This is a genomic window from Kineococcus aurantiacus, from assembly GCF_013409345.1.
GTDB lineage: Bacteria > Actinomycetota > Actinomycetes > Actinomycetales > Kineococcaceae > Kineococcus > Kineococcus aurantiacus.
Genome location: NZ_JACCBB010000001.1, coordinates 2,445,580 through 2,461,899 on the forward strand (window position 1 = coordinate 2,445,580; position 16,320 = coordinate 2,461,899).

The 16,320-nt window shown below is 75.7% G+C and carries 15 protein-coding genes; 10 read left to right on the forward strand and 5 right to left on the reverse strand.

Annotated features, from left to right (window positions below; translation table 11 throughout):
- Positions 1-55: 55 nt before the first annotated feature.
- Entirely contained in the window at positions 56-577 is a 522-nt protein-coding gene (locus BJ968_RS11875; protein WP_343077981.1) for an FBP domain-containing protein, read from the reverse strand.
- A 42-nt stretch (positions 578-619) separates the two neighbouring features.
- A complete protein-coding gene (locus BJ968_RS11880; protein WP_343077982.1) occupies positions 620-3,328 on the reverse strand; it encodes a putative bifunctional diguanylate cyclase/phosphodiesterase in 2,709 nt (902 codons plus the stop codon).
- A 233-nt stretch (positions 3,329-3,561) separates the two neighbouring features.
- On the opposite strand from BJ968_RS11880, the gene BJ968_RS11885 reads away from it, so the two are divergent.
- A complete protein-coding gene (locus BJ968_RS11885) occupies positions 3,562-5,280 on the forward strand; it encodes an EAL domain-containing protein (RefSeq protein ID WP_179752072.1) in 1,719 nt (572 codons plus the stop codon).
- A complete protein-coding gene (locus BJ968_RS11890; protein ID WP_179752074.1) occupies positions 5,280-5,783 on the forward strand; it encodes an AAA family ATPase in 504 nt (167 codons plus the stop codon). The genes BJ968_RS11885 and BJ968_RS11890 overlap by 1 nt, the downstream gene beginning before the upstream one ends.
- 3 nt (positions 5,784-5,786) lie before the next feature.
- Here the strand turns inward: BJ968_RS11890 and BJ968_RS11895 are convergent, their stop codons facing one another.
- The gene (locus BJ968_RS11895; protein WP_179752076.1) at positions 5,787-6,383 is read right to left on the reverse strand and encodes a catalase family protein; all 597 of its coding nucleotides are present in this window, start codon (positions 6,381-6,383) and stop codon (positions 5,787-5,789) included.
- 85 nt (positions 6,384-6,468) lie between these two features.
- Between BJ968_RS11895 and BJ968_RS11900 the strand changes: the two genes are divergently transcribed.
- From BJ968_RS11900 to BJ968_RS11915, 4 genes are all read left to right on the forward strand, one after another.
- Positions 6,469-7,554 carry a spore photoproduct lyase family protein gene (locus BJ968_RS11900; RefSeq protein ID WP_179752078.1) on the forward strand — a complete coding sequence of 362 codons (1,086 nt, stop codon included), beginning with the start codon at positions 6,469-6,471 and terminating at the stop codon, positions 7,552-7,554.
- Positions 7,555-7,667: 113 nt separating this feature from the next.
- Positions 7,668-8,645 carry an ABC transporter substrate-binding protein gene (locus BJ968_RS24585; RefSeq protein ID WP_179752080.1) on the forward strand — a complete coding sequence of 326 codons (978 nt, stop codon included), beginning with the start codon at positions 7,668-7,670 and terminating at the stop codon, positions 8,643-8,645.
- A 112-nt stretch (positions 8,646-8,757) separates the two neighbouring features.
- The gene (locus BJ968_RS11910; RefSeq protein ID WP_179752082.1) at positions 8,758-9,471 is read left to right on the forward strand and encodes an alpha/beta fold hydrolase; all 714 of its coding nucleotides are present in this window, start codon (positions 8,758-8,760) and stop codon (positions 9,469-9,471) included.
- A gap of 87 nt (positions 9,472-9,558) precedes the next feature.
- Positions 9,559-11,013 carry an Orn/Lys/Arg family decarboxylase gene (locus tag BJ968_RS11915; RefSeq protein ID WP_179752084.1) on the forward strand — a complete coding sequence of 485 codons (1,455 nt, stop codon included), beginning with the start codon at positions 9,559-9,561 and terminating at the stop codon, positions 11,011-11,013.
- 16 nt (positions 11,014-11,029) lie between these two features.
- Here the strand turns inward: BJ968_RS11915 and BJ968_RS11920 are convergent, their stop codons facing one another.
- Together BJ968_RS11920 and BJ968_RS11925 are read right to left on the reverse strand one after the other, a co-directional pair.
- Positions 11,030-11,545: a DUF4383 domain-containing protein gene (locus BJ968_RS11920; protein ID WP_179752086.1), complete on the reverse strand. Its 516-nt coding sequence runs from the start codon at positions 11,543-11,545 to the stop codon at positions 11,030-11,032.
- Positions 11,546-11,649: 104 nt separating this feature from the next.
- A complete protein-coding gene (locus BJ968_RS11925) occupies positions 11,650-12,027 on the reverse strand; it encodes a VOC family protein (protein ID WP_179752088.1) in 378 nt (125 codons plus the stop codon).
- A gap of 89 nt (positions 12,028-12,116) precedes the next feature.
- On the opposite strand from BJ968_RS11925, the gene BJ968_RS11930 reads away from it, so the two are divergent.
- The 4 genes from BJ968_RS11930 to BJ968_RS11945 all read left to right on the forward strand — a co-directional run bounded on the left by BJ968_RS11930 (position 12,117) and on the right by BJ968_RS11945 (position 16,318).
- Entirely contained in the window at positions 12,117-12,869 is a 753-nt protein-coding gene (locus tag BJ968_RS11930) for a TetR/AcrR family transcriptional regulator C-terminal domain-containing protein (RefSeq protein WP_179752091.1), read from the forward strand.
- Between the two features lie 99 nt (positions 12,870-12,968).
- The gene (locus BJ968_RS11935) at positions 12,969-14,612 is read left to right on the forward strand and encodes a methyl-accepting chemotaxis protein (protein ID WP_179752093.1); all 1,644 of its coding nucleotides are present in this window, start codon (positions 12,969-12,971) and stop codon (positions 14,610-14,612) included.
- A gap of 16 nt (positions 14,613-14,628) precedes the next feature.
- Positions 14,629-15,702, forward strand: a complete 1,074-nt coding sequence (locus BJ968_RS11940; protein WP_179752095.1) for a sugar ABC transporter substrate-binding protein — start codon at positions 14,629-14,631, stop codon at positions 15,700-15,702.
- A gap of 154 nt (positions 15,703-15,856) precedes the next feature.
- Positions 15,857-16,318, forward strand: a complete 462-nt coding sequence (locus BJ968_RS11945) for an OsmC family protein (protein WP_179752097.1) — start codon at positions 15,857-15,859, stop codon at positions 16,316-16,318.
- Positions 16,319-16,320: the final 2 nt, after the last annotated feature.

Consider the following 16,320-nt stretch of genomic DNA (forward strand, 5'->3'; position numbering starts at 1 on the left):
AGGACGACTCTACACGCTCACGCGGGGTGGTCGGCACCGCCGTCACCCGTCCGCCTCAGTCGGCGGTGGACAGCACCTTGCGGGCGAAAGTGGCCGCGCGCTCGCGCAGCGCCTCCTGGCGCTGGGACACGCTCAGCCCCGGGTCCGGCTTCAGCCGCGGCGTCGCGCGCAGGACGCGCACGTTGTCGGCGCACGCGAGGTCGGTGCAGGCGTACGTCCCCACGGTGTTCAGCTTCCGGCCGGACTCCCCGGCGCGGGCGGCGACGAACAGGCTCACCTCGCCGGGGGAGCGGGTGGTGCGGCACAGGTCGCACATGGCGGTGGCCCGCACGCCCTTCCCGGGCGTCGCGCGCAGGGCCAGGCCGACGACGGCCTCACCCAGCGGCACCAGGAGCCAGCCCCGCTCGGGGGCCTTGGGGTCGCGCCAGCCCACGACCTCGCGGACGGGGTCGGTGCCGTGGACCCAGTCGGGGACGCGCATGCGGTGCGCCTCGCCGCGGGTGCAGTTCGTCATCGTCGAGCGGATGGCCTCGTCGGTCAGGTGACCGGCGTCCAGGGCCGTCGTTGCCTGTGACACGTTCTCTCCCTCGGAGGAAAAACCCGACCGAGGGTACGCCCGTCAGAGGGCCGTCTCGAAACTGCCGGTCGCCTCGAAGGTCCGCGTGCAGCCCTCCACCGCGCCCGGCAGCCGGTCGGCCGGGACGGGGCGGGAGAAGTAGTAGCCCTGCGCGGTGTCGCACCCCACGGCCTGCAGCGCGCGGACCTGGGAGGCCTGCTCGACGCCCTCGGCCACGACCTTCAGCCCGAAGCTGCGCGCCGCGCCCACGACGAGGCGGACGAGCTCGACGGTGCGCGGGTCCTCGGAGTCGACGAAGCTGCGGTCGATCTTCAGGACGTCGACGGGCACCCGGGCCAGCTGCCCGAAGGACGTGTAGCCCGTCCCGAAGTCGTCGATGGCGACCGCGACCCCCAGGGAGCGCAGCTCCTCCAGGCGCGCCCACGCCGCGTCGTCCTCGACCATGACGGTCTCGGTGACCTCCAGCGTGAGCCGGTCCGGGGCGGTGCCGGCGGCCTCCAGGGCCGAGCGCACGTCCTGGACCAGGCGCGGGGAGCGCAGGTGCCGCCCGGAGATGTTTACGGCGACGCGCAGACCCGCCCCCGGGCCCCCGGCCGCGTCGAGCCGGGCCAGCTGGGCCAGCGACGTCCGCAGCGCCCAGCGGCCCAGGTCGCAGATGAGGTCCGAACCCTCGGCGACGGGGATGAACGCGCCGGGCGGGACGAGCCCCTGCCCGGGCTTCTCCCACCGCACCAGCGCCTCGACGCTGCGCACCCGGCCGGTGTCGAGGTCGGTGACCGGCTGGTAGTGCAGGACGAGCTCGTCGTGGGCCAGGGCGTGCCGCAGCCCCTCCTCGACCGCGGCCTGGGCGGCCAGGGCGGCGCGCAGGTCGTCGTCGTAGACCTCGACGCGGCCGCGGCCGGCGTTCTTGGCGCGGTAGGCCGCCGTGTGCGCCTCCTGGAGCAGGCGGTCGGCCCCGTCGGCGCCGGGCACGACGTCCAGGCGGCTCACCGCCACCCCGACGCTGGCCCCGATGACGGCCTGCGACTCGGCCGAACCGGGCAGCGGGATGGGCCGGGACACGGTCTCGATGAGGGACTGGCCGAACCCCAGCAGCCCCACCTCGTCCTGGACGGGCTCGACGAGGACGACGAACTCGTCGCCGCCGAGCCGCGCGACGACGTCGGTGCCGCGGACGCGCTCGCGCAGGCGCTGCGCCACGGACCGCAGGACGGCGTCGCCGGCCAGGTGGCCCAGGGAGTCGTTGACGGTCTTGAACTGGTCGAGGTCGATGAACAGCAGCCCGACGCGGTCGCCGCTGCGGTGGGCCCGGCGCAGCGCGCGGTCCACCTGCGCCAGCGCCTCGGCGCGGTTGGGCAGCGCCGTCAGCGCGTCGTGGGTGGCCTGGTGGGCCATCTCCTGCTGCAGCTCCTCGCGCTCGCGCACGGCGCCGACGATCTGCTGCACGGACGCGTGCACGACCCGGCCCAGCGGCCCGCCGACGGGGCGCTGGAGGATCGCGTCGTCGAGGTCGCCGTCGGCGACGGCCTGGGCCTGGGCCTGCACCGAGCGCAGGCTGGCGACCGCCGCGCCGAGACCGCGGGCGACGACGCGCGCCTCCTGGGGGCCCTCGACGGCCACGTCGACGAGCTCGCCGCGGCTGATGGAGCCGGCGGCGTCGGCCAGCCGGGCCAGCGGACCGCCGATGGAACGGCTCGTGACGAGGCTGCCGCCGACGGACAGGACCAGCAGGGCCGCGGTGATCGCGGCGTACTTCACGAGCTCGTCGCGGGCCTGGGCGCGGTAGGACTCCGCGGCCCGGACGGCCTCGCCCGCGGCGGTGTCCAGCACGGTGCGCAGGGCGTCGTCGCGCCCGATCACGGCCGTGCTCAGCGCCAGCAGGGCCGCCGAGGCCGGGACGGTGCGCTCGTCGGAGGCGACGGCCGCGATGAGGGTCCTGTCGACGAGCTGGCTGTCGGGGACGGCGAGCGCGGCGGTCCAGGCCGAGCGCACGGCGGCCTGCCGGGAGGTCGACACCCCCTCGGAGGCGACCTGGAAACCGGCCCAGCTGCGCAGGAACAGCTGCCGGGCCGGGGCCTCGGCCCCGGGGGCCGCGGACAGGTAGCCCAGGAGGTAGGGCACCTCCTCGCCGGCCAGGGTGGTGGCGCTCGCGGCCTGCTGCAGGTCGGTGACGGCGCTCTCCAGGCCCTGGTCCCCGCCCTCGGCGGCCGCGGTGGCCAGGTGGGCGTCGACGGCCTGGCTGAGCTGCTCGACGAGGTACCGGTACTTGTCGAACAGCTGCCGGTTGTTCGTCTCGCGCTCGCCGGGGGTCTGGCCGGCGCCCCAGGAGGCGCGGACGGCGGCGAGGCGGTCGGCGGAGGCCTGCACCTCGTCGCGGGCGAGGGGGTCGGTGGTGGCGGCGGCGACGGCGGTGTCGGTCCGGGCGACGGCTCCCCGGTAGAGGGTGTCCAGGCTGACGCTGAGGTCGTCGCGCTCGGCGGTGGTGCCGCCGCTGACGCTGAGGTCGAGCAGCTCGACGCTGGAGACCAGCGGGATGGCCTCCTCGGACACGCGGGCGCGCACCTCGTCGAGGGCGATGGCGGCGCGCACCTGGCGCACGGCGTCCTCGGCGGCCTGGACGCGCTGGAAGCGGTGGACCACGAGGATCGAGGCGAAGGCGGAGAACCCGAGCACGGGGACGAGGACGAGGACGAGCAACCTGCTGCGCAGGCTGATCGTGCGTCGCTCTCGCTGCTCCGGGGTGTCCGCCACGCGAGAGGGATCGACCGTTCGGACGGATCTCCTGAGCACCGGGGGGGTCCGGGGGACCGGGCGTCCCCCGGACGGCCCAGCGGCGGCCGGGGGACCGGCCCCGCCCGGGGGCCGGTCGGCGGGGCGGGAGCGGCTGGGCCGCACGCCGGATTGTGCGGGCGCCGGGCAGGCGGCACACTCATCCGGCAGCCGGATTCTTCTAGAAGATGCGTCGATGCGTCGGGAGGTGGGCCGTGGGCGCTGAGGGACCCCCCGCCCTCACGCGCGTCCTGGCGGGCGCTGCCGTGGGCGTCGCCGTCACCGACCTGCGCGGGCGGGTGCTGGAGGCCAACGCCGCGTTCGCCGCGCTGCTGCACCTGCCGGCCGGGGAGCTGGTCGGTGCCGGGGCCGGCGACCTGCTGTCCCAGGGCTCGCCCCCCGGCCGCGGCGCGGACCCCGCCGGTGTCCTGGACGGCGTCGTGGAGGACCTCCTCGCGGGCGTGGCCGTCGTCACCACGGACCTGCTCGTGCGCCGCCGCGACGGCACCGCCCTGCGCGGCCAGGCGCTGTGCGCGCTGTCCACCACCGACGACGGCGACCCGGTCGTCGTGCTCCAGCTGGTCGACACCGACCAGCGCGGTCACCACCGCCCCCCGGGCGACCACGACCCCGTGACCCACCTGCGCAGCCGTGCGGCGGTCGTGGCCGATCTGACGGCCCGGCTGCGCACCCGCGACGGGCTGCTGGGCGTCGTCGCCTGCGACCTGGACCGCTTCCGCGTCGTCAACGAGAGCCTCGGTCACGCCGTCGGCGACGAGGTGCTCGTGGGCGTGGCGCGCCGGCTCGTGGCCGGGGTGCGCTTCGGCGACGTCGTGGCCCGGCTCGGCGACGACGAGTTCCTCGTGCTCCTGCCCGGCCTGGCCGACGTCGAGGAGGCCGTCGACGTCGCGCACCGGCTCACCCGCGGCCTGGCGGCCCCGATGCTGGTGGACGTGCCCGGGGGGCAGCAGGAGATCCGCTGCGCCGTGAGCACCGGGCTCGTCGTGGTGGACCTGCGGGCCGACTGCCCGGCGGGCCCGCCGCTGGACGCCGCGACGCTGCTGCGGGACGCCAACACCGCCCTGGACGCCGCCAAGGCCGCCGGTGGCGGCTGCTGCCGGGTTTTCACGGGGGCGATGCGCGAGCGCGCCGTGCGCCGGCTCACCGTGGAGAACGACCTGCGCCGCGCCCTGGAGCACGGCGAGCTGCGCGTGCACTACCAGCCCGTCGTGGCCCTGCGCGACGGCCACCGCACGGGGTTCGAGGCCCTCGTGCGCTGGGACCACCCGCACCGCGGGCTGCTGCTGCCGGGGCAGTTCCTCGACGTGGCCGAGGAGTGCGGCCTGGTGACAGCCATCGACGCCGCCGTCCTGGACGAGGCGCTGGGCTTCCTGGTCCGCCACCCGGGCACCCGGGTGGCCGTGAACACCTCCGCGCGCCGCCTGGACGGGACGTTCGCGACGGCCGTCGCCCGCGGCCTGCGGCAGCGGGCGCTGTCCCCGTCCCGGCTGTCGGTGGAACTGCTGGAGACCTCCCTCGTCTCCGGCGACGCCGTGACCGAGCGGGAGCTGCGCGACCTGGCCCGCCTCGGCGTGCCCGTCCTCCTCGACGACTTCGGCACGGGCTACTCGGCCCTGTCGTACCTGCGGCGGCTGCCCGTCACCGGCCTCAAGCTCGACCGGTCGTTCGTCGCCGACCTGCCCGACGACCCCGGCTCGGACCGCATCGCCGCCGCCGTCGTGGGCCTGGCGGGCAGCTTCGGGCTCAGCTCCGTGTGCGAGGGCGTGGAGACCGCGGCCCAGGCCGAGCACCTGGCCGCGCAGGGCTGGGAGTCCGCGCAGGGCTTCCACTTCGGCGTCCCGGCCCCGGAGGAGCGCTGGTTCCCGCGCGCCGCGGCCGGGGCGGGGGGCGGCCTGGCCCGCGTCCCCGCCTGATGGGGGTCCGCAACGTCCTCGTGGAGGGGGTCTCCGGCACGGGGAAGACGTCGGTGGCCACCGAGCTGCAGCGCCGGGGCTTCCACGTCGTCCACGGCGACCGGGAGCTGGCGCACCAGGCCGACCCGGTGACGGGGGAGCCGACGGGCGGGCCCGCCCGGCACGAGCACCACGTGTGGCCCGTGGACGCCGTCCGGCGGATCGCGGCCGACCGCTCACGACCGGTGACGTTCTTCTGCGGGGGGTCGCGGAACTGGGCGCGGTTCCTCGACGTGTTCGACGTCGTCGTGGTCCTCACCGTCGACGCCGCGACCCTGCAGCGGCGGCTGGCGGCGCGGGCCGGGACCGACGAGTGGGGTGCGACGGCCGAGCAGCGGGAGCGCTCGCGCCGGCTGCACGCCACGCAGGAGGACGTCCCCGCGGTCGGGGTGCGCGTCGACGCGACGAGGCCGCTGGCGGAGGTCGTCGACGAGGTCCTGGCCCTGGCGGCCGCCGGGGCGTGAGCCTCAGCGCCGGCCGCGGCGCGACCCGTCGTAGGCGGGTTCGCGCAGGCGGCGCCAGCGGGGCGGCACCTCCAGCCCCGGCACCGCGTGGCGCACGGGCTCGAAGGTCAGCGGCTCGTCGCCCGCGTCCCCGTCGCGCAGGTGCAGCTCCGCGAACGGCCGCCACGGCCCCCGCGTGGTGGCGACGGCGAGCAGGAACCGGCCGCCGACCTCCCGGGCCCCCACGAGCAGCCGCCCGCGCGGGGTCGTGAACGCCTCGATGCTGGAGTACACGACGGAGCCGGTGCCGCGGCGCGGGAACGGCACCCGCCGGCCCAGGGTCGTCGCCAGCAGCAGGTCCCAGGGGTCCCCGTCGGGGGACTGGACCCGCAGCGCCAGGCCCAGCACGTCCGGCAGCGGGGCGGGCAGCCCGGCGCCGCGGGAGAACCGCACGACGGCGCGGTCCTCGCCGGGTTCGTCGACCCACGCCACGCCCGTCGCGGGCCGCAGCCCGTGGCGCACCAGGGTGCCCGCGTGGACCTCCCCGCGCGGGTGCAGCACCTTGGTGCCGCGCACGGCGGCGACGGCGCGGAAGAGGGTGCGCAGGGGTGTGGTCAGCACACCGTGGTTGTTCCCCGTCCGGCCGGTGGTACACGTCACGGCCCGCGCGGGACGGGACGGCGGTCCCCGCTCGTTGCACCTGGTGATGGCCACCGCCGCTGCTGCCTCCAAGCCCGTCCTCTGGGTCCCCCGCCACGTCCTCGTGACCGCCTCCGCGCAGGCCGAACCCCACGGCCGCGCGATCCTGGACCGCCTCGCCGCCGCGGGCGTCGACGACGTCCGGCTGCTGACCGGCGACCGCCTGCCGCCGCTGCGCGGGGACGACGACCGCGCCACGTACGCGCGCGCCAAGCGCACCCTGGCCGTCGTCACGAGCGCGCAGTCCAAGCGGCGGCCCACGCCGATCCCGCCGAGCGCGGACTTCTCCTTCCCGCTGGCCGAGGGCTGCCCGGGCCACTGCCAGTACTGCTACCTGGCCGGTTCGCTGGCGGGCCCGCCGATCACCCGCGTCTACGCGGACCTGCCCCGGGTCCTGGAGGGTCTGGACGCCGTGGTCGGCACGGGCGCCGTGACCTCCGGCACGGCCGCGCGCGGTCACGAGGGCACCACGTTCGAGGCGTCCTGCTACACCGACCCGCTGGCGCTGGAGCACGTCACCGGGTCGCTGGCCGCCACGATCACCCACTTCGGCACCCACGACTGGCCCGGGCCGGTGCAGCTGCGGCTGACGACGAAGTACGACGACGTCGAGCCGCTGCTGGACCTGCCCCACCACGGCCGGACCCGCGTCCGCGCGTCGGTGAACGTCACCGACGTCGAGCGTTTCGAGGGCGGCACCGCGCGCGTCGCCGCGCGCCTGCACGCCCTCGGGCGGCTGGCCCGGGCGGGCTACCCCGTGGGCCTGACGATCGCGCCGATCATGCCGGTGGACGACTGGCGCGGGCAGTACGCCGGGCTGCTGGACGCCGCGGCGGCCGAACTGCCCGCCGGCGCCGACCTGACGGTGGAGTGCATCACGCACCGCTTCACGCCGAAGAGCAAGGACGTCCAGCTCGGCTGGTACCCGCGGACCAAGCTCGACCTCGAGGAGTCGACCCGCAGCCGCAAGCACGGGAAGTTCGGCGCCGTGAAGTACGTGTACGACAGGGACACGATGCGCGACCTGCGCGGCTGGTTCGAGGCGGCCGTCGCCGACCGCCTGCCCGCGGCCCGCCTCCTGTACTGGACCTGAGGCCCGGGGGCCGGTCCTCACCGGTACCGAGCCTCGTTGTCACTGAGCTGAGGCTCAGCTAACCTGCGGCCGCCCGGCAGTCGCCGGTCCCCTCCACCCCCGGGAGCCCCGACGTGCCCTCGCGCCGAGCCGTCCTGTCCAGCGCCACCGCGGCGACCCTGACCGCCGCCGGCCTGACCGCCTGCTCCCCGGCGGCACCGGCCGCCGGGGACGCCCCCGCCGGCGCGGGCGGCACCGCCGGGGCGTTCCCGCGCACCGTCGAGCACGAGCTCGGCACCACCGAGCTCGCGCGGCGCCCCGAGCGCGTCGTGTGCGCGACCGACGGCGCGGAGCTGTGCTCGCTGCTGGCCCTGGGCGTGCGGCCCGTCGGCTTCGGCCAGCGCAACGACCCGCTGCGCCCGTGGGTGCGCGACCTGGCGCGCGGGGTCCCGTCCTACCCGCTGGCCGAGGAGACGAACTTCGAGCAGCTGGCCGGGTGGGCCCCGGACCTGGTGCTCGTGCAGCGGGGCTTCGCCGACACCGGCAACCTCGCCACCTACTCCGCCGTCGCCCCGACGGTGGTCACCAGCTTCATCGACTGGCGCACCAACCTGGAGCAGGTGGGGCGCGCGGTCGGCCGCGAGCAGGAGGCCGCCGAGCGCACCGTCGCCACCGACGCCGCCGTCGCCGAGACCGCCGCCGCCCTCACGGCCCGGGCCCGGGCGCTGACCGTGCGCACGGTGGCCGCCTTCGACGACGGCAGCCTCTACGTCCTCAACGACCAGTCCCCCGCGGGGCGGGTCGCCGCCGCGATGGGCCTGCCGGGCCTGCCCGCGGCCACCACCGACGGCGAAGCCGTCGAGGTCCTCTCGGCCGAGCAGCTGGTGCAGCTGGAGAGCGACTTGCTGGTGCTCCTCGACTTCGGCGCCGGCCGCGCCGCCACCGACGCGCTGCGCGCCCGCGAGGCCTTCCAGCAGCTGGAGGTCGTGCGCGCCGGGCACGTCGTCGAGCTCGACGAGGAGCAGTCCAACCAGCTCTACTTCGACTCCGTCCTCACCGTCGAACCCAACGCCGCGCTCCTGGCCCGGCTGGTGACCGACGCCGTGGCGTGACCCGGGCGGGGACCGGGGCGCACCGGGTGCCAGACCCTCCGAGGGTCACGCCCGGGCACCCCCGCGCTGCCTAGCGTCGGGGCGTCCCGCCCGCCCACCCCAGGAGCCCGCCGTGCCCACTCCCACCGTCGTCCTCGTCCACGGCGCCTTCGCCGACGCCGCCAGCTGGGCCCCCGTGACCGCCGACCTGCTCGAGCGCGGGTTCACGGTCCGGGTCCCGCCCGTCTACAACCGCAGCCTGGCCGCCGACGCCGCGTCGGTCCGCGCCGTCGTCGAGCAGGTCGAGGGTCCCGTGCTGCTGGCCGGGCACTCCTACGGCGGGGCGGTCGTCACGGTCGCCGGGGCCGCCGAGAACGTCGTCGGCCTGGTCTTCGTGGCCGGTTACGCGCTGGCCGAGGGCGAGAGCCTGGGGCAGCTGCAGGGCGGGTTCCCGGACTCCGACCTGGCCGCGCACCTCGTGTACACGCCCTACCCGGTCGAGGGCGGCGAGCCCGGCACCGACGTGTCGGTGGAGGTCGACGCCTTCCCCGCCGTGTTCGCCGCGGGGGTGCCGCTGGAGCGGGCGCGGGTGCTCGCGGTCTCCCAGCGCCCCCTGTCGGGCGCGGCCTTCGGGGAGCCGGCGTCGGTGGCGGCGTGGCGGACGAAGCCGTCGTGGGGCATCGTCTCGGCCGCCGACCACACCATCAACCCCGACGTGGAGCGGTTCGGCTACGAGCGCGCCGGGTGCCGCAAGGTCGTCGAGCTGGACGCCCCGCACCTGGTGATGCAGACCCACCCGCGCGAGGTCGCCGACGTCATCGCGGCCGCGGCCGCCGAGACGGCCTGACCCTCACGGGCCCCGCCCGCGTGCCTGCGCGCGGGCGGGGTGGGTACCGGTCGCCGGAACCCGTCCCCCGACGATCGGAGCAGCACCGTGGACCACTCCCGCACGCCCGTCCTGGAGGCGGTCGAGGCCTTCCACCGCCGGGGTGACGTGGTGTTCGGCCCACCCGGGCACCGGCAGGGGCTCGGGGTCGACCCCCGCGTCCTGGACGTCATGGGGACGGGGGTGTTCCGCGCGGACGTCCTCACCCTCAACGGCCTCGACGACCGCCGCGAGTCGCAGGGCGTCGTCAGCCGGGCCGAGGAACTGATGGCCGACGCGGTCGGTGCCGACCGCGCGTTCTTCTCCACCTGCGGCAGTTCCCTGTCGGTCAAGAGCGCGATGATCTCCGTCGCGGGGCCGGGGGAGGAGCTGCTGGTCTCGCGCAACGCGCACAAGTCCGTCATCGCGGGCGTCATCGTCTCCGGCATCGACCCCGTCCGGGTCCACCCGCACTTCGACGCCGACCGCCACCTGGCCCACCCGCCGGAACCGGCCGACGTGCGGGCGGCGCTGGAGGCGCACCCCGACGCCGAGGGGATGCTGCTCATCTCGCCCACCGACTGGGGGACGTGCGCCGACATCGGCGGTGTCGCGGACGTGTGCCACGAGTTCGGGGTGCCGCTCATCGTCGACGAGGCGTGGGGGGCGCACCTGCCGTTCCACCCGGACCTGCCCGAGTGGGGGGTGAACGTCGGCGCGGACCTGGTGGTGACCAGCGTCCACGAGATGGGGGCCGCGATCGAGCAGAGCTCGGTGTTCCACCTCACGGGCGACCGCGTCGACCCCGACGTCCTGTCGGCCCGCGAGGACCTGCTGGGCACGACGAGCTCCTCGCCGCTGGTGTACGCCAGCCTGGACGGCTGGCGGCGGCAGATGGTCGAGCAGGGCCGCGAACTGCTCGGGGCGGCGCTGGAGCGGACCGCGCGGCTGCGGTCCGCGGTCGGGGACCTGGAGGGCCTGGACCTGCTGGGCCGCGAGGTCCTCGGCACCGGGGGAGCGTTCGAGCTGGACCCGCTGGCGCTGACGATCGACGTGCGGGGTCTGGGGATCAGCGGGTTCCAGGCCGCGGAGTGGCTGCGCGCGCAGTGCAGGGTGGACGTCGGGTCCGCCGACTCCTGCCGCATCGGGGCGCGCCTGACCCACGCCGACGACCAGTCCCGGCTCGACCGGCTGCTGGAGTCCCTGCGGCGGCTCACGACCGCGCGCTTCGAGCGGCCGGCGCCGGTGGACCTGCCGAGCCCGCGGGGGCTGGAGCTGGAGAACGCGGTGCTGCCGCGGGACGCCTTCTTCGGGCCCGCCGAGCAGGTGCCCGTCGAGGAGGCCGTGGGGCGCGTCGCGGCGGAGATCGTCAGCCCCTACCCGCCGGGGGTCCCCGTGCTGACCCCCGGCGAGGTCGTCAGCGCCGAGGCCGTGGACTACCTGCGCTCGGGCGTGGCGGCGGGGATGCTGGTCCCGGACGCCGCCGACGCCTCGCTGCGCACCCTGCGCGTCGTCGCCCGTTGAGGGGCAGGCGGGACGGTCAGAACACGCCGTTGAGCTCGATCTCCCGCTTGCGGGCGACCGAGCCGCCCACGAGGAAGAACACGCCGAGCAGCAGGTAGAGCCAGTTGCTCGCCGCGTCGGTGGGCAGCACGGGGTTGGTGGACTGGTTGACGATCCCGACGCCGGCGACGCCCATGCCGAGGAGCGCCAGGGCGTGCAGGACGACGTTCTTGTGGGCCTGGCGCACCGACCCGGCGAAGGCGATGACGGTGATGCCCCAGAGGAACAGCAGCGCCGACGTCACGATCGAGACGGTGAAGATCCCGAACAGCTGCGCGCTGCTGCGGAAGATCCCCATCTCGTCGTAGTTCGTCGTGATCCCGGGGATCACGCCGCAGATCCCCAGCAGGCTCAGCAGCGCCCCGGTGAACTGGGCGTGGCGGCGGACGGGGCCGCCGCGGGTCTTGAACACCTGCGCCGGGTTGGACTCGGCCTTCAGGACGGTCTCGACGTCGTCGTCGCGGCGGGGCTGGAGGGCGCGCTGGTCGGTCATCGGCACTCACCGTTCGTGGTTCGTCGGGCGGAGGGTCGCGAGCCGCGTCTCTGGACCGCTGGGATCCGAGCATGGCACCGGCGTTCCGCGCTGGCGCGCCGAGCTCAGCCGTTCCAGTCGACGAGCTGGACGACGACGCCGTTGGGGTCGCGGACCTGGAACGCGCGCTCACCCCACTCCTCGACGGTCAGCGGCATGGTGATCCGGACCCCCTCGGCCCGCAGCCGGGCCAGTTCCCCCTCCAGGTCGGTGACGACGAAGGCGACGATCTGCCCGCGCGCGACCTCCTCGCGCTGGTCGGCGGGCAGGGTGGGCAGGCCCCGGCGCAGGTAGATCAGCTGCAGGCCCGCGTCGGGCCGGCTGAGGCTGACGAACCCGTCGGCGGACTGGTCGACGGTGAAGCCGAAGTGCTCGGTGAGGAACGTGGCGGAGGCCCGTTCGTCCTCGACGGTCAGGGACAGCGCGCTCGCGGTGATCTGCACGGCGACCTCTTCTCTGTACGGTGTACGGAGCGGAACGCGCCACCCGGCCGGGTTGTTCCCGGCCCCCCGCCCTCGGCGATGATCGGCGCGTGAGCCCCGACCACCCCGGCGCCGGCGACCCCGCCCGCACCCTGGCGCTGCTGTGGCGGGACCCGGCCGCGGTCCCGGTGAAGGGCCCGCGCCGCCGGCACGACCTCGACACCGTCGTCGCCGAGGCCCTCGCCCTCGCCGACGCCGAGGGGCTCGCGGCCCTGACGGTGCGCCGCGTCGCGCAGCGCCTCGGCATCTCGGCGATGTCGCTCTACACCTACGTCGCCGACCGCGCCGAGCTCCTCGACCTGCTCCTGGACGCCGCCTACCGGCAGATGCCCCGCACCGGCACCGCCGGTGCGCCCTGGCGGCACCGCCTCACGGTGATCGCCCACGAGAACCGCCGGCTCTTCGAGGACCACCCCTGGGCCGCCGAGGTCTCCACCGTCCGGCCCTCCCTCGGCCCGGGCCAGACCGCCAAGTACGAGCACGAGCTGGCCGCCTTCGACGACACCCCCGCCGACGACGTCACCCGGGACGCGTGCCTGACCCACCTGCTCGTCTTCGTCCGCGCCTGCGCCCGCGACGCCGCCGACGCCCGCGCGATCACCGCCGCCACCACGACCGACGCGCAGTGGTGGGCCACCGCCGGGCCCCTGCTCGAACGGGTCCTGGACCCCCGGCGCTACCCCCGCGCCGTGCGCGTCGGCACCGCCGCCGGGCAGGCCGCCGGCAGCGCCCATGACCCCGAACGCGCCTACGCCTTCGGCCTGGCCCGCCTCCTCGACGGGCTGGCCCCCCTGCTGGACTGACCCGCGCGTCGCTGTCGCTTCAAGTTCCCCACCCCGTTGCCGATGGACCCTGCGCGGGACACCACGACGGCGTCCGCGAGGGGTGAGGAGCGAGCACGCATGCCCACGGCAGCAGTCACACCGGGCGCAGGGGCGTCCCGGACCAGGAAGCGCTTCGCCGACCGGTCGGTCGCGACCAAGCTCAGCGCGCTCATCCTGACGTCCACCGTCATGGCGGGCGCCCTGCTGGCCGTCGGGTTGCAGGGGATCTCCGACGTCACCTCCCAGGCCGACGCCATCTACAACCGCAACCTCGTGCCGGCCGCCGCGCTCGGGGAGGTGCGGGTCGCGACGATGCAGGCCCAGCGCGACCTGGCCAACCTGGCCCTGGCCGAGGACGACACCGCCCGCCAGGACCTGCAGCAGCGCCTGTCCGCCGACGACGAGGCGATCGCCGAGGGGATGGACGCCTACCGCGCCTCCCTCAGCACCGCCGCCCAGCGCCAGCAGGTCGCCGCGTTCGACACCTGGTGGAGCGCCTACCGCACCACCCGCGACAACTTCCTCGTGCCGCTGGCCACGTCCGGCGACGTCTCCGACCGCGCCGCGTTCCAGACGCTCTACCTGGGCAACGTCGCGATCCTGGCGGAGAACGCCGAGAGCGCCCTGGACGAGCTCGACCAGCTCGGGCAGGAGGCCGGCTCCGCCTCGGCCGCCGCGGCCCACCACAGCGACACCCGCGCCCGGCAGGTCCTGGCCGCCGTGACCGCCGGCGGCGTCCTGCTGTCGGTGCTGCTGGCCGTCTGGATCACCCGCCTCGTCGTCCGGCCGCTGCGCCGCGTCGTCGAGGTCCTGCACCGCGTCGCCGACGGCGACCTCACCGCCCGCGCCGACATCGACCAGCAGGACGAGGTCGGGCAGATGGCCCTGGCCCTGGGCGCGGCGACCGACGGCATGCGCACCACCGTCTCCGGCCTCGACGACGACGCGTCCGCGCTGGCCGGCGCCATCGAGCAGCTGCGCGCCAGCAGCCGCACCATCGCCGACGGCGCGCAGGACGTCTCCGACCGCGCCGCCACGGTCGCCCGCGCGGCCGGGGAGGTCAGCGCCAACGTCGGCGGCGCCGCCGCCGGGGCCGAGGAGATGGGTTCCTCCATCCGCGAGATCGCCTCCAACGCCGCCCGCGCCGCCGAGGTGGCCGGCAACGCCGTCCGCGTCGCCCACGACACCGGCGACACGATGAACCAGCTCGGGCGCTCCTCCGCCGAGATCGGCGACGTCGTCAAGACCATCACGTCCATCGCCGAGCAGACGAACCTGCTGGCCCTCAACGCGACCATCGAGGCCGCCCGCGCCGGCGACGCCGGCAAGGGCTTCGCCGTGGTCGCCGGGGAGGTCAAGGAGCTCAGCTCCCAGACCGCGCGCGCCACCGAGGACATCGCCCGCCGCGTCGAGGCCATCCAGCGCGACGTGCAGGACGCGGTCGCCGCCATCGGCAGCATCGGCGCGGTCGTCGCCGAGATCAGCGACTACCAGGGCACCATCGCCGCCGCCGTCGAGGAGCAGGCCGCCACGACCCAGGAGATGGGCCGCAGCGTCGCCGACGTCGCCACCGGCGCCGGGCAGATCGCCGCCACCATCGACACCGTCGCCGCCGCCGCCCGCTCCACCGGGGAGGGCGCCGCCGACTCCGACCGCGCCGTCAGCGACCTGGTCGACATGACCGCCCGCATGCGGTCCACCGTCGCGAACTTCCGCTACTGAGCAGGGGACGAGAACGATGAACCGCACCACGCGCGCCCTGGCCGCCTCGGCCCTCGCCGCCCTCACCCTGGGCCTGGGCGGCTGCGGCCAGGACACCACCACCGCCGCCGCCCCCGCCGAGGGGCCCCACGTGGCCTTCCTCGTGCCCTCGACGTCGCTGCGCTCGCAGACCTACGACGTCCCGAACTTCACGGTGGCGCTGCACGAGCGCTGCCCCACCTGCGTGGTGGACGTGCAGACGGCCGAGGACCAGGCCACCCAGAACGAGCAGGGCCGCAAGGCCGTGCAGGACGGGGCCGCGGCCGTCGTCGTCGTCGCCATCGACGGCTCGCAGGCCGGGGAGCTGGTGACCACGGCCGAGGCGGCCGACGTCCCGGTCGTGGCCTACGACCGGCTGATCCGCGACGTCCCGCTGGACTACTACGTGTCCTTCGACGGCGGCGCCGTCGGGGAGCTGGGCGGCACCGCGATCCTCGACGCCGTCGGTCCCGACACCGCCGGCGGCGCGATCGTCATGCTCCAGGGCGACCCGGCCGACAACAACGCGGGCCTGTTCGCGCAGGGCGCGCACTCCGTGCTCGACGGCAAGGTCGAGATCGCCGACGAGCGGTACGTCGCCGGCTGGAGCGCGGAGCAGGCCGAGGTGGAGATGACCCGGGCGCTGGCCTCGCTGAACGGCCGCCGCCTGCTGGGCGTCTACACCGCCTACGACGGCCTGGCCGCCGGGGCGCTGCAGGCCCTGACCAAGGCCGGCTACCCGAACGTGCCGATCACCGGCCAGGACGCCGAGACCGCCGCGCTGCAGCGCATCCTCGCCGGCACCCAGACCATGACGGTGTTCAAGGACCTGCCCTCCCAGGCGCGCACCACGGCGACGCTGGTCGCCGACGTGCTCGACGGGAAGGACCCCGAGACCACCGGGACGACGGACAACGGCGGCGGCGCGGTGCCCACGGTGCTGCTGCAGCCCGAGGCCGTCGGCAAGGAGGAGATCCGCTCGAAGGTGCTCGCGCAGGGGTACACGACGGTCGACGCGCTGTGCGCCGGGGCCGCCAGCACGCTGTGCACCCAGGCTGGCATCTCCGGCTGAGCCCCCGACGGGGGTGGCGGCCCACCGCCACCCCCGCCCCACCCCTCCCCCCGACCACCCCGCGGTGGTCGGGCACTCCACCCGTTCACCCGGCCTCCCGGCCGACGGACGTTTACGGTGAAGGTTCAAGCACCGCTCGGACCGAGGAGAACCCGTGAGCCCCAAGACCGTCCCCTTCGTCGTGCAGGCGCAGGGCACCGGTGTCGCCCAGCAGCTGACCGTCCCGGGGGAGAACCAGCACACCTTCCAGGCCGACACCTACCCCTCGTTCGGCGGCCAGGACGCCGCGCCGAGCCCGCTGAGCTACGCCCTGGGCGCACTCACCTCCTGCAACCAGGTCACCGGCAGCATCGTGGCCCAGGGGCTCGGCGTGCAGCTGGGCACGTGGACGATCCACGTCCAGGGCGACCTGAACCCCGCCGTCATCGGCACCGGCGCCGAGGGCAACGCGAACTTCGACCGCGTCGCCGTCCGCGTGGAGGTCCAGACCGACGCCGACGAGGCCACCTTCGAGACGCTGCGCGCCGAGACCGAGCGCCGGTGCCCCGTGACCCAGCTGTTCAAGCGCAGCGGCCTGGAGTTCAGCAGCGAGTGGGAGCGCCTGCCGCTGTCCTGACG